Annotated in this window: 4 protein-coding genes; 1 reads left to right on the forward strand and 3 read right to left on the reverse strand. The window is 68.0% G+C overall.

Annotated elements, in window-relative coordinates:
• Position 1 precedes the first annotated feature (1 nt).
• Positions 2–541: a YaeQ family protein gene (locus AB0C34_RS19180; RefSeq protein WP_357074324.1), complete on the forward strand. Its 540-nt coding sequence runs from the start codon at positions 2–4 to the stop codon at positions 539–541.
• 214 nt (positions 542–755) lie between these two features.
• Here the strand turns inward: AB0C34_RS19180 and AB0C34_RS19185 are convergent, their stop codons facing one another.
• From AB0C34_RS19185 to AB0C34_RS19195, 3 genes are all read right to left on the reverse strand, one after another.
• Positions 756–1,931 (reverse strand): cytochrome P450, encoded by a 1,176-nt coding sequence (locus AB0C34_RS19185; RefSeq protein WP_357074327.1) that lies wholly within the window; start codon positions 1,929–1,931, stop codon positions 756–758.
• Between the two features lie 219 nt (positions 1,932–2,150).
• Entirely contained in the window at positions 2,151–9,968 is a 7,818-nt protein-coding gene (locus tag AB0C34_RS19190) for a beta-ketoacyl synthase N-terminal-like domain-containing protein (protein WP_357074330.1), read from the reverse strand.
• Positions 9,969–9,978: 10 nt separating this feature from the next.
• Positions 9,979–12,400, reverse strand: a 2,422-nt coding sequence (locus AB0C34_RS19195) for an SDR family NAD(P)-dependent oxidoreductase (RefSeq protein WP_357074333.1), incomplete at its 5' end; no start/stop codon positions are given.

Below are 12,400 nucleotides of genomic sequence, written 5' to 3' on the forward strand. Positions count from 1 at the left end.
TATGGCTATCAGCGCAACTCTGCATAACTTCGCCGTCCAACTGGCCGACATCGATCGCGATGTCTATCAGACTCTGGAGCTGCGCCTGGCACGCCACCCTTCGGAGACCGCCGAGTTCATGCTGACGCGGCTGCTGGCCTACTGCCTCGAGTATCAGGAAGGCATCGCCTTCAGTGAAGGCATTTCCGCCACCGACGAGCCTGCGGTACTGGTGCGCGATCTCACCGGCCGACTCACCGCCTGGATCGAAGTCGGCGCGCCCGACGCGGAGCGCTTGCATCGGGGCAGCAAGCTAGCCGGCCGCGCTGCCGTCTACACCCATCGCGATCCGGTCAAAGTGCTGGCTCAACTGGCCGGCAAGCGGATCCATCGGGCCGAGACGATCGGGCTCTACAGTTTCGATCGCGATTTCATCGATTCCGCTGCCGCTGTTATCGAACGGCGCAACACTGTCACCGTATCGATCACCGAGCGCCTGCTGTACCTGGACCTCAACGGCACCGGCTTCAGCACGGCAGTCGAAGAGCGTCGGCTCGGATAAGCCTCGTGGATTCGGTGTCGTCGGTGCTGTGGCATCCCACGACGCCGTAGTCGCACCGGCCGTGTTCGCCGGCACGAAAGGGGCGGTGTGCCGACACCAGCTCGGTGGCCGTACATCCGTCGTAACCCGCCGCGTCTCACGAACATCCCCTCATACCGCTGATCGGTTGTCCGGTAGATCGGCTCGATGAGGTCCGATGGAACGCACTGGGTGCTCACTGGTGGGGACGACGATCGTAACCGAGACCGGCGACCGCGACGCGGTCCAACAGACCTGTCTCGCGTCGCCATTCGAGCAGAGTGGTCCCGGTCAGGTTCCTCGCGACCTCTCGGAGCGCCGTGCGCATCTCCAGGCGGGCGAGCCTGTCGCCTAGGCACCAATGCATTCCCAGGCCGAATGCGATGTGGTGGTTGGCGTTCGCGCGCGCGGGGACGAACTCGTCGGCGTCGACACCGAACACCGCCGGATCGCGATTGGCAGCGCCGAGCACGAGCCGGATCGGTTGGCCTTCGCGCAGAGCAACACCACCCGCGAGTGTGATGTCGCGGGTGGCGAACATCGGCACCACCGAAAACGGGGTCGCGTAGCGGAGAGTCTCCTGCGTGACCGCGTTCAACCAGTCGGCGTCGGCGTGGGCGGCGGCCTGCACGAGGTCGAGCTCGACCATGAGTCCGATGAGCAGTGCGATGGCTGTGGCGGTGGTACTCAGGCCGGCCGCCCAACATCCCCAGACGAGGGCATCGCGCTCGTCCCGATCGATGGTTTTCGCGGCATACGCACTCGACAGTTCCGCCAGCAAACCGCCTTTCGATTCCTCGTCGAACAACTGCTGGAAGAAAGCCCGAAGCGCTGGTGACTCCGGTTCGACCGCTTCGAACCCCGGCCGCCGTTCGTAGACTTCGACTTCCTCGCGAACGATAGCCGCGGCCTCCAGCGGCAACCCCAGCAACGACGAGACGACGCGCGACGACAAGGTGGTCGCGAACTCGACGAGATCGAACTCGCCCGAGCCGGTAGCCGTCCCCTCCCGCAACCCCCTACGCGTCAAGTCTTTGACCGTATCTTCCAGCTCGGCGATCGATCTTCTGCTGAAGTGCTTGGCGAGCAAACCATGCAAGATCGCGTGCCTGCCTGGTGAGCCGTCCGCCCGTGTCTCGCCCTGGGTCCAAGGGAATAGCATGTTGAGGTGCGGACGAGACGGCGCGGGCATGCCCATGCCACCGACGAACTCGAGCAGGTACGTGAAATCGGTGCTTAACGCTCCCCGCTTTTCCAGCCTGAAGATCTCGACGACCTCGGCCATGCGTGTGAAATGCAGAGCACCTTGTTCCTCGAACGGTTCAGCCGCGCGGTAGAAACGCGAATCCCGTGGCAGGTCGGATGGTTTCATCACGTGTCTCTTTCCGATGCGACTCGGCCGATGGGGTCGATTCGGCGAAGCGCATTACACCTCGCGGCCATAGCGGAGCACCAACCCTCCCAGCCATGGGAGATCTGGTGTTCGGTCCTCGCTCGAGACGAGCCCGCCCGAGGCGCGCCGCGCGCCGCGCTCGCGGTGTGCCGGGTAACTCGGCCGACCGGCTCCGGGACCGCGGTCTCGGAGAACCGGCTATGCGTCTCGGACCACCACTGAGGTGGGCAGGATCGTCACCTCGAGCCGGTAGACGTCGGCACCGCGATAGGCGCAGGATGCGGCAACGTCCGCGTCGATCTCGCTGGGATGGACGCCGAGCCTGCGACCGATATGGTCTTTCATCGCGATCTGGGCCAACCGGGCCGCGCTGTGGTGCATTGCCGCGTTCGTTCGATCGTCACGGTTATGCCCGCGCACGCCGAGGTCGAGCGCATAGATCTGGGCGACGGTACCGGTGAGCCAGTCGAGGTTGTCCACCTCCGCCTGAGTCAGCCGGGTCACCCCGTTCTCGATCCGGGACAGGCCGGTGCCTGCGACGAATGCCCGGTCGCGCAGGAAGGCCCGACGTTCGGCGTGGTCGAGCGCGGCCAACGGGCCGGCAGGGACGAGCGCGTCGACGAGATGGAATGCGGCCAGGACCCGGTCTCCCTGACATACTTGCACGTCGAAGGCAGGGTGCGTGTGGTCGCCCGCCTCGAATCCGGCGAACCGGGCTCTGACGGTCAGTTCCCCTTGCGCCGGGAGGGAGTCGTACAAGTTGAGCACAGTGATGCGGTGCGGGTAGCCGACCTGTCCGCGATCGATAGACGGTGACCAGCGCCAGAGCTCGGCGTGCGGAATGACATGGGTGCACGCGTCGAGGAGCCCTTGGTGCAGTTCGCCCCGGGGCACGCTGCCGCGAGCGGCGTCGAGAACGCCCACCGCCGCGCTAGGGCCGGATCGGACCGAGACGAGGTACTGGAAACGCGGCCCATGGCTGAGCGCACCCGAGGTGTACGGATTCGGTGCCGGGCACAGGTCGGCGGGATCCGGCCATGGGGCGGGGCGGGGTTCGGTGTTCCGCGGCAGGAGTGTGGCGACCGCGGTCTGCTCGAACCTCGACAGGGCCGGGTTCTTCGCCTCGCGCCACAGTGATGCCGTGACGGCGAACGCCTGGTCGGTTCGCTGTACTTCGGTGCGCAGCTTTGTCGTGCCCGGCACCGGGGTCCACCGCTGGATCCGGAATTCGCGCAGCGCGCACACGGTCCCCAGCTTTCGTGCCGCCGCGAACATTCTGTCCATGGTCGACATCAAGGGCAGCGCCGGCACAGTCCAGGTGGGACAGTGGTCGCCCACCCAGTCGTCGACGACCGGGTCGAGAACTTCCTCCGCCTGGTATGAATCCGCGGCAACGAGCCGGACCGACAGATCCGGAACCTGATAGATCTTGGTGCCGTCGACCCACAGTGCCGCGTCGGCGACGGCCAGGCATACGGCGCCGGTCCACTCGATGCGCGACACAGTCAGTTCGATCGTCACCAGGCTGTTGTCCGGAGTTACCTGGCCGCGGTACTTCCACGTCAGACGTTCGTCGAGCGCGACCGACTCGAAACGCGATCCGGCAGTCGATCCCTTATCGTTCAGAACGAAGCGCAGCAGCCGGATCATGGCTTCGACCCCGAGCGAGCCCGGCTGCACCGGGTCCTGGAAGAAGTGCGACCGGAAGTACCATTCGCTTCCGGTGATCTCCTTTTCCGCCACGATCCGGCCCAGCCCCGCGGGTCCGCCGGTCGGATGGTAAGCGGTGATCCGGTCCCACATCCGCAGCGTCGGGCCGGAGGACAGCGGTGAGTCCGGCTCGATCATCGGATCACCAGCGGGAACGAGGTTCGCGCGGTCCGCGCTGGTCGCCGGCAGACCGACCTGGTCGGCGAAGGCGTCGCGTGGGAAGAAGCCGAATACGGTCGATGCGGACAGTACGGGCGTGCCATTCGCGTCACACGCCAGATCGAACGCCACGATGATCATTCCGGCGTGTGTCGAAATATCGCGGAGGATGGCCGTCGTGCGCACGACGGGAGTCGCCGGCGTCACCTCAGCGAGTACGGTGGCGACGCCGTCGAGGTTGCGGAAGAGCAGATCCGCTGTGGTGGACAGCGCGCAACCCGCGTAGGAGGCCAGCCAACCGCACGGTTGCAACGCGACCTCCATCAGCACGGACATCGGCATCACTGGATAGCCGTTCTCGTTCCAGTACCACGCGTCGGGTGGCACGTCGTACTCGGCGACGACTCGGGTGCCCGGTCGCATCGCCGCCGGCGGCGCGTCCACCGTCATGATCCGGGAGACGAACTGGTACGGCGGGCCTGGTAGGCGGGCTGCGCGGCGGGTGCCATCGAACGGTGCGTACATCGATCCGAATGCCGCGCTGGGTCGGCCCAAGGCCGATGCGAGCAGTGCCGCCTGGTCAGCGGCGACCGTCCCCGCATTCCGAGTGCTGGTGATGGTGGATGGGAGTTGCGCGAGTGGCCAGTCCGGCACCAAACGGAGTCCGGCGCGGCGGGCATGAAACGCCTTCACCCCGTCTACGGTGCACAGCACATCAGCGATCAGAGTGGGTACGGAACCGCCGGAAATCTCGGCGACGAACACCTCGTAGACGATCTCCCGGCTGTCCAAAGTGACCTGGCCGCGGCACCGCATCGGGATGGCCAGGTCGGTCACCGGCTCGTACCGGTACCCATCGGCATCGATGGTATGACCCAGCGCTGCCAGGTAGAACGCCATTGCTTGCAGGCAGCCTTCGAGCATCAGGGTGCCCGGCATACACGGGTCGTCCTTGAAATGGCCATCGAAGTACCAGTCGCCCGGCGAAACGGGAGTCGTGGCCCGAAGATACCCGCGGCGCCACGGCCCGCCGCGGGGTGCGAACTCGGTGATCTCATGAAGAAACAGCATGCGGCTGTCCGCGATACGCGGAGTGCGCACATGCGCCCGGGTCCGCCGCCATCCCGGGCCGAAACACTCCTCCGGCCGCCCATCCGCGAATGCGGCAACTTGTTCGGCTGAGAAGGCGCTGACGGCACTGTCCCGCACCGGGGGATCACAGGGGGCGGCTTGGTCGGGCTCGTCCGAGGCCGGATCCCACAACACGCCTCGGCTGGCCGCGAGCTCGGCGTCGCTGAAGAATCCGGCCTGACCGCCGCGCACGCTGAGCCGGAGTTCGTTGTCGACATGGCAGTCGTAGTGGAAGAAGAACAGGCGCATGCCGCCTTGTTCGCCGTGGCCGTCGATGTGGATGTCGAAGGTCAACGTCTCGCCGGGGACCGGTGGTGCGCCATAAAAGGTGACTTCACAACCGAGCAGCCGGTACACGCGCTCGCCACGGTTGAGCAGGTCGATACCCATCCAACTGATGAGCAACAGGTCGGACTGCCCGGCTTCGATCATCAGGCCGGCGGGCATACGGCCGGCCGGGTCGAGGTACCAGCTGTCGGCGGTGACGTCGGTCTGGGTGTGGATCGCTCCGGTGCCCAGGCGCCCCTGCTCGGCGTCGATCCCGGCGATCCGGTCGGTGAGCAACATCGGCGGCGCGGGCATCCGCACCTGTCGGCGAAATCCGTCCTGAGTTCGGAAGAACGGGCCGAGGACAGCCGAGATCGGTCCCGTAGCAAGGGCTTCCAGTTGTGCGCGGTCGTACGACGGCAGTCGCCGCGGCGCAGTGGGGGCCGGCGGGGGAGGTGGTGTTGCCGGGGAAGGCAGGACATGCGAAACCGCGGCGGAAGGTGGAGAAGTCGGGGCGCGCAGGGCTGGCAGGGTAGCCGGGGGTCCCAGGACACGCGGCGCCGCGGAGGAAAGCGGGGGAGGCGATAGAGCCGCAGAAGGCACGAGGGCGGGGGCAGTCGAGACAGGCAGGGACATCGGCGCAGCTGGAGACGGTCGGGATGAAGGCGAAGCAGACCGGGAAAGCTGGCAGGTTGGGCGCAGCAAGAGATCCTGCGCGTGCGCGGCCACCGCAAGATAGTGCTGGTGCATCGCGCCCTGGTCCTCGAGAAACCGCCGGTGCACCTGTGCTATTTCGGCGAACAGTGTGGACGCCCGGGTAGCGGCGGCTACTGGCGGCGAGAGTGGAGCGGTGGTCGACGGCGTGAACGGGACGAAATCCGCAGCTGGTGGCGAGGTCTGGGTGGTTGCGGTGCACTGCGGCGAGAGCAGGGCAGGGAAACTCACCGGCGGCAGGGCGGGAGCGGGTGCCATCGTCTCGGCGGCGGGGTACAAGTTCGGCACGATGACGGGCGGCGGATGCGCGACCGTGCGGACCACCGACACCGCCGATCGGGCGGGAGTGTCACTGCCCCTGAGCCGCTCGAACAGCTCGGCGTGCCGCAGACCGATTCCCGCCGCCCTCAACTCGGCGACGGCTCTGATCAGGCTGCGTTGCCCCTGTCCATCGGTGGAGTCCAGCGCAACGGCCAGGTGCTCTCGGTTTCCGAGGATCTGCGAGATCCAGCCCGTGCACAATGCGCGTGGACCGTGTTCGATGAAGACCTGAACGCCGTCGGCCCACGCTTTCTCCACTGTGGCAACAAAATCGATGGTGCCGATCGCTTGTTCGGTGATGGCGTCCGCGGCACTCACCCGCGAAACGGTGTAGGAGGATGCGGTCGCACAGGAATAGAAGCGGACATCGGGCAGTTCCGTGGTCGGCCTGTCGTGCAGTCGCCACCACGCGTCGCGCACCTGCTCGACCTCCGGGATGTGCACGGCGATGTCGTAGCCGAGCGGGAGCGCGGCTACTCCGCTGAGCGTGGCGAGCACACGGGCGCAGCCCTGGGCTTCGCCGCCCAGCACGCACACTTCTGGCGCGCTGATCGCCATGAGGCGAACGGTGGGCTCGTCGCGCAGCGCCGCACGCACGGCACCCGCGTCGGCGTTGACGAGGTAGCTGGTCCACCGACCCTCCTCGATGCCGTGCGCGCGCCATGCGCGGCGTACCGTTTCGAGGTCGCCCGCCACCTCCCGGGTGAACAGCGGAGATCGGTCGGCGTCGGCAACCAATTGCGGCACCTCGCGCCACACACCCATCGCGACAAGGGAATTGGTTTCGCCGGACGAGTAGCCCAACACCGCAGCCGGTTCGAGGCCGAGGACACCGCGGGTCAGCTCCGTGTGAACCTGACCGAGCAGAGAAGCCCCCCAGATCTGGTTGAGCACGTGGGGGGCCTCCGCACCATCACCGGTGTAGGCCCAGCCGGCGAAGCCCCGGAGCGGACCACAACGGCGTTGGACGCGGTCCACGATATCCGGGAACGCCAGTAGCACGTCACGCCCCATCCGGGGGTAGCATGCGGAACCGTTGGTGTAGACGAACGCGACCTCACCCTCGACCGGCCGCTCCCGGAAGGCGACTCCCTCCGGACGTACCCCCCGACCATCGAGCCACTGCTGCGCCGCAGTGATGCGGGTGGCCAGCTGTTCCGCGTCCTCGGCGGTCACGACCAGCCGAGCGGGACCGTGATCTGATTCGACTCCGGTGCGAGCGGCGGCAAGCACGCTCGGGGCATCGACCCCGGAGTAGATATGTTGGCGCACCATAGTTTCGGTATTCCACGGTGCTGCGTCGGCAGCGGTCAGGACAGTGACGGCGGGGGGCGCGCCGAGTGTCTCGACGGCGACGGTGGCGAGCCGGATCCCGAGCGATGGATCGGCCATACGTCCGACTCGAGGCACTGCGCGGTGCCGCAGCGCGACGGCGGCGCAGGCAACAGCGAGCAACGACTTCGCGGCGTGCGGAACACCGAAAAGAGCTGCCGGATCGAACTTTTCCAGCCCGGCGCCGTCGACCGCCGCGTCCCCGACGACCAGTTCGGCGTCACCGGCGCCGCCGACTACCGCGAGTACTGTGTCGCCGTCGCGGCGGGCGTCGGCGACGCGCTTGAGGACGAGCACCACCGCCGCGTCACCGGGTTCGGCATGGATCCCTACTGCTTGTGCCGCGCCGCGGTGGACCGGCTCGTGCGAAAGGTCTACCGCACCCACGAGAACGGCGTCCGCCGAGCCGTCGTACAAAGCGCGGCAACCCAGCTCCAGCGCGACGATTCCGGACGCTTCCTCGGCGGAGACGGTGAAACCGGGCCCACCGAGGTCGAGCTGCGAGTTGATCCGGTTGGCGACGATATTGGGCATGGTGCCCAGCACCGCGGGCGCCGCCAGCGGCGCGGCGAAGGCGTCCTGAACGGCTTCGCGCCCCTCGGTCGCCGCCACGTGCGCCGCCACGCGCACGCGTGCTGGATGGCGCGCGACTTGGGGGTCGCATCCCATCCCGATCAGTACGGTCGTCCGTTCCCGCGGCAGGACGACGTGACCAGCGGCCTCCCGAGCCGCTTCGAGGACGGCGACCTGCTGCCCGAGCGCCTCCCGCAGATCGACTGGCGGCGTGCGCAAGCCATCGAGCTCCACGTCGTACTCGGTGGCCGGTTCCATACGCGAGATGCCGCGGAGCAAACTGTCCCGAAACTCGGCGTAGTTCCGGCAGGTTCCGACCCGGGCGCCGATCGCGACGATCGCCACCGCTTCGTCGGGCTCGGGGGTCGAGTCCGCCTGCTGAGGTGTGAGCGCAGGCACTCCGTCGTCTATCGCCCTCCGCGCTCCAGACACCCCGTGCGCAATGTCAGGTCGGTCCGAGTGAGCACCGTCGGAACGGCCCTGTGGTGGAGCGAGGGCCGCTGCGCTGTCTCCCGGACCCGGGTCCAGCACGAGATGGGCGTTATTGCCGCCGAAACCGAAGGCGCTGATTCCCGCACGGCGCGGACCATCCCACGGCTCGGCTTCGCGCAGCAGCCGCAGGGGGGTGCCGCGCAGGGCGTCGACCGGGTCGTCGGTCGAGAGCGTCGGCGGTCGAACGGTGGCTTCGAAGGCGCTGAGCACCTTGAGGAGCCCGGCCACGCCGGCTGCGGTGACGAGATGACCGGTATTCGACTTCACCGAACCGATCGGGAGGTCGGATGCGTCCCCGAATACGTCTGCCATCCCGTGCACCTCGGTGGTGTCGCCGAGCGGCGTGCCGGTGGCGTGGCATTCGAGCAGTGACACCGACTCCGGTGCGACTCCGGCCATGGCGTAGGCCTGCTGGATCGCCCTGAGTTGCCCCGCCTGCGACGGCACGAGCAGTCCAGCGCCGCGGCCATCGTTCGACAGGCCGATCCCGCGGATCACCCCGAATACGCGCACGTTCGCCGCCAGTGCGTCGGACAGTCGCATGAGTGCCACGAATCCGCAACCCTCGGCGGGCACCAGCCCGTCGGCGCCACGGTGGAACGGCCTGCTGCGGCCGGTGGGACTGAGTGCCCCGAGGGCGCTGAAGGCCAGGTGCACTGCGAGGTCGTCGACGCGGTTCACCGCGCCGGCCACCATCACATCCGCGGTGCGGGCGTGCAGGCGGTCGCACGCGAGTTTGATCGCGTACAGCGCCGAAGCGCATGCCGCGTCGAGTGCGAACGCGCCGCCGCCCAGGCCGAGCGCTGCGGCCGCGAAGTGTGCGGGCATGGCCGACGAGAACCGATCGAGGGCTGCCGGTCGGTCCGACAGCACGGCGCGCAACTCGGGTTGTTCGGCAAGCCACACGCTTTCCGCGTAGCGCACCAAACCATCGGTGGGCATGGACAGATTGCCAAGGACAAGACCTGTCCGGTCGCGTGGTCTGTCCTCGCCGGCTTCGCGCAGCGCTTCGCGGGCACCGTGCAGCACCCAGCGGAACGATGGATCCAGCGCGGCGATCTCCGCACGCCCGACCAGGAAACCGTCCGGTTCGAAGATGTCGTCGAAGCCGTGCACATAGCCCCCGGCGGCGCTGCGCACCGGAGCCGGCGCCGGTCCGACGACCTGCGCCATCGCCGCGTCCGGCAGCCGCCACCGGTCCGCGCTCGCAGTCGAGACGCTGAGCCGGCCGGTAACGACGTTGTGCCAGAACGAGTCCGGCGTCAGTGCGTCCGGTAGCACGCAACCTCGGCCGACCACCGCGACGGGTTCGAACACCGCGGCTCTCCTAACCGGTGGTGTCGGGCCGGGCGATCAGCCGGACCCCGCCGAGTTCGAACAGTACGGTCCCCGCCGACGTGCAGACCTGGATGTCGCAACCGGCTTCGCTACCGCCTGCCCGCGTTGCCCGCACCTGAACTCGCGCGTCGCCGTCGAGCGGGCCGGGGACGAAAAGCCGAAACTCCGCGACGCCCATGGGCAATACCGGGGCCCCGAGTGCGTGTTCGGCCCACAGCGTCGCCAGTTGCAACGCGCCGTCGACCGCTGCCGGGTCGGTGTGTCGGTGCGCCTCGGGCCAGTTTCGTGCCCGAGTGCCGGTCACCACGCCCGCCGCACCGTGCGGTGCGACGCCCTCGACCACAGTGATCACCTGAAATGCGGGCCCATGGAAGAGCACCTGACCGTCATAGGTCTCCCGGCCCAGTGGTCGCAGGTCGGTCAATGCGGTCCATCGGTGTGGCGGGACGCTGGGAATTGTTGTCCGTGCCCGGAAATGCGGTCGTCCCCCAGATCCGAACACGGTGAGCATCAGCGGGCCTGTCGGGTCGGAACGGTCGGCGCTCAGGCGCAACACCCGGCTGCCGGTCGCGAAATCGTCCAGAGCGATCTTGCTCAACACTTCGAGGCCGGTGATGGTGGCGGTTTCGCCGGGCAATGTTGCTCGAACTGCACCGGTGAACCACTCCAGCACCATCGCGACCGGGACCACCGGCACCCCGCCGATCTGATGATCGGTCAGGTAAGGGTGCTCGCGGGCGGTCAGTGCGATCTCTCCGCTTGTTCCGGAACCGGTGTCCGGGCGACCCGCCGCCCGGACGACGCACACCGGTCCGGCATCGTCCCGTAACTCCTCGACGAAGGCCTCGGCGCCGCCCGCCAGGGGTATCAGCGGCATGCCCGCGGCGCGGAAATGCGCCGCGAGCGACTCGTCGACCATGCCGCCTTCCCATGGGCCCCAGGCGATCGCGCGCACCAGGCAGTCTTCCCGTCTGCGCTGTTCCATCGCCGCGAGTTGCGTGACGACCTCATTCGCCATCGCGTAGTCGCCCTGTCCGGTGTTGCCGTAGCAGGCCGCCACCGAGGAGAACACACACAGCAGTTCGAGCGGATCGTCGTCGAGCGCGGCGAGCAACGTGCGCAGTCCGCCGACCTTCGTCTCGAATACCCGGTCGAACTGTTCGTCGCTCTTGTCGCGAATGGCTTTGTCAGCGAGCACACCCGCACCATGTACGAGTCCGGTGATCGGTCCCCATTCGGCGCGGACTTCCGCTACCGCGGCGCGCACGGCCTCGACGTCGGTCACGTCCGCCGTGACGTAACGCACCGGCGAGCCCGCGATCTGCAACGCACGCACTGTCTCGTGGATCTCCCTGACCGCGAGGACCGCGGCGGTCACACTCCTGATGCGCCGGGGATCGGGTGCCTCGCCGCTGGCACGAAGGTGTTCGATGATGGCGGTACGAACCGCCGTCTCGTCGTGCGCCGCACGCAGCCACGCCGGTTCGTCGGTGAGCGGCGTCCGCCCGAGCAGGACCAGCTTTGGTGCGCTGTCTTCGGCGAGCGCACGAAGGGCAGCCGCGGTGACCCCTCGCGCGCCGCCACTGACCACGATCACCGAATGCGGACCGACGGCTTTTCCGGTTGCCGCACAGGGTGGAAGCGTCACTGTCTCGAGCACGGTCCGGTCACCGCTCGCGGTCAGTCCTACATCGGTCGACGTGCCGCCGTTGAGCAGTTCCCGCGCGATCGCGCGGGCGATGGCGGCGTCGGTGCGGCCACGAGTGTCACAGTCGATCGCTTTCACGCTGACCTCTGGCCACTCTCGCGCGGCCGTCCGCGCCAGAGCCGCGAGGCCGGTCGGAGTCGGCGTGGCACCCGACCGGGCGAACTCGCCCCCGGTGTCCTGCACGGTGACGAAGACTCCAGGCCCGGCGACTCGCTCGGTCGCGAAGATTCGCGCCAACCGGAAGGAATCGCGATCGGCGGCGAGCGTCGCATCCGCCATACCCAGCGTGCCGAGATGGATCAGCCCATGGGCGTCCGCGGTGGTTTCGGCGGCGGCGAATGCGTCGACGCCGGCGTCGACGAGTTCCTTCGCGAGTAAATCGGCGACGCCGGGCCTACCGCCCGTGATCGCGACCCGGCTGCCGAGCAGACCGGGCAGGGCAAGACCGGCGGCCGCGCGTGGCATGGGCCGTAGCGCCAGTCGTAGCGGCAGCCCGCCATCGTCAGCCGGCCGGGCGGTCGCATCGGCACGCGGTGCGACAGGCGTCTCAGGTGCAAGTTTCGTCAAGCCGCCCACGGCCGAAGACTGGCCCGTCCGCGGGAGAGTCCCACTGGCGCCGAGTAGTTCGGCGACTTCGGCGAGGGTTCGTGCGGCGCCGAGCGTTGGTCCGTCGATGTGGGGCACGTGGGGGAATCGTTCGCGG

This window comes from Nocardia sp. NPDC049220, assembly GCF_040647855.1.
Classification (GTDB): Bacteria; Actinomycetota; Actinomycetes; order Mycobacteriales; family Mycobacteriaceae; genus Nocardia.

Coding starts and splice junctions, on each gene's coding strand:
- AB0C34_RS19180 (WP_357074324.1), top strand. CDS start 2: ATGGCTATCAGCGCAACTCTGCATAACTTCGCCGTCCAACTGGCCGAC.
- AB0C34_RS19185 (WP_357074327.1), bottom strand. CDS start 1,931: ATGAAACCATCCGACCTGCCACGGGATTCGCGTTTCTACCGCGCGGCT.